Origin of the sequence: Desulfonatronospira sp. MSAO_Bac3, assembly GCF_003838035.1 — a bacterium.
Classification (GTDB): domain Bacteria; phylum Desulfobacterota; class Desulfovibrionia; order Desulfovibrionales; family Desulfonatronovibrionaceae; genus Desulfonatronospira; species Desulfonatronospira thiodismutans.
In genome coordinates this window covers 1-1,595 of the sequence record NZ_QYZY01000034.1, presented here as the reverse complement: position 1 = coordinate 1,595, position 1,595 = coordinate 1, and the positions used below count along the sequence as shown (strand labels likewise).

The 1,595-nt window shown below is 57.6% G+C and carries 2 protein-coding genes; both read right to left on the bottom strand.

The features are described 5' to 3' along the window. A partial coding sequence (locus D5S03_RS01215; protein ID WP_287042436.1) for a response regulator occupies positions 1 to 963 on the bottom strand: 963 nt, incomplete at its 3' end. Continuing rightward, a partial coding sequence (locus D5S03_RS01210) for a histidine kinase dimerization/phospho-acceptor domain-containing protein (protein WP_287042435.1) occupies positions 945 to 1,595 on the bottom strand: 651 nt, incomplete at its 5' end. The genes D5S03_RS01210 and D5S03_RS01215, both read right to left, overlap by 19 nt.

The window sequence follows — 1,595 nt, the reverse complement described above, 5'->3', positions numbered from 1 at the left end:
ATGGCTGGAGTCTCCTTCCTTCTTCCGAATTTCCCGCGTAGCCCCAAGCCCATCCATCTCCGGCATCTGCACATCCATGAGTACCAGATCGTATGGGACGGTTTCCAGGGCTTTGAGCGCTTCAAGGCCGTTGGCCACGACATCTGCGGACAGGCCGAGGTTCTTGAGCATGGCCAGAGCCACCTGCTGATTGGTAGGATTGTCTTCGGCCAGTAGAATGCGCGCCTTGCAGCTTGAAAAGTCAATCTTTCCAAACCTGCTCTTTTCTTCACGGACTGTATGCCGGGTGACCAGATGCGCAGGTTTATCACCGGCCATGACCATGGACAGACAGTCGAACAATTCATCGTGGCGTACCGGTTTGGTCAGGAATGAGGCGAACCCGATGTCCTCCATCCTCCTGGCATCTCCGCGCAAGCCAGCCGAGGACATCATCACTAAGCGCAAATCCTCCAGCTTTTGATCGGACCGGATGGTCCGGCCAAGGACCTCGCCGTCCATGCCGGGCATCTGCATGTCAATGATAACCAGTCGGTAAGGGTCGCCCTTAGCCAGGGCCGTATACAGCATGCCCAGTGCGGTCGGCCCGTCAGGGGCCTCGTCCGGTTGCAGGCCCCAGGCCAGAGAGCGTACCATAAGGATTTCGCGGTTCGTGGCATTGTCATCCACCACAAGGACACGCAGTCCGCGCAGGTCCGCTGGAGCTGACGAAGTGATCTGACTCTGCTCGGCCAGGGACAGACACGCTGTGAACCAAAACGTGGAGCCATGACCAGGGACGCTGTCCACGCCCACTTCCCCGCCCATCATCTTTGTCAGTTGCTTAGAAATGGCAAGCCCCAGGCCGGTTCCCCCGAATTTCCGGGTAATGGATGCATCCACCTGGGAAAAACTCTTAAACAGCAGCCCCTGCTTTTCCTCGGGGATGCCGATGCCCGTGTCCCTCACAGAAAAGCGAAGCATACAGAACTCTTCTGTCTCCTGTCTCTTGTCTCCTGTCTCCTGTCTCCTGTCTCCTGTCTCCTGTCTCCTGTCTCCTGTCTCCTGTCTCCTGACTCCTGACTCCTGTCTCCTGTCTCCTGTCTCCTGACTCCTGACTCCTGAATACTGACCCGCACCGCCACCTCGCCCTGTTCCGTAAACTTCACGGCATTGCCGACCAGGTTGGTCAATATCTGACGTAATCGTCCAGGGTCGCCGGTGAGTCGGTCAGGAACGTCCGGGTCCGCAGCACAGATGAATTCCAGGGCCTTGTCCTCAGCCTTGAATGCCATCATGGCCGCAAAGTCGTCCAGCAGGGTGCGCAGACTGAAGTCCAGATTTTCCAGGTCCAGCTTGCCGGATTCGATCTTGGAGAAGTCCAGGATATCGTTGATCAGGGAAAGCAGAGCCTCCCCGCTGGAGCGCACAGTCTCTGTGTAGCGGCGCTGAGTCTCGTCCAGTTGCGTATCCAGGAGCAGCCCGGTCATGCCGATGACCCCGTTCATGGGTGTGCGGATTTCGTGGCTCATATTGGCAAGAAACTTGCTCTTGGCCCGGGTGGCCGCCTCGGCATTAGTCAGGGCCGAGTCCAATTCCAGGTTCTTCATCTCCAT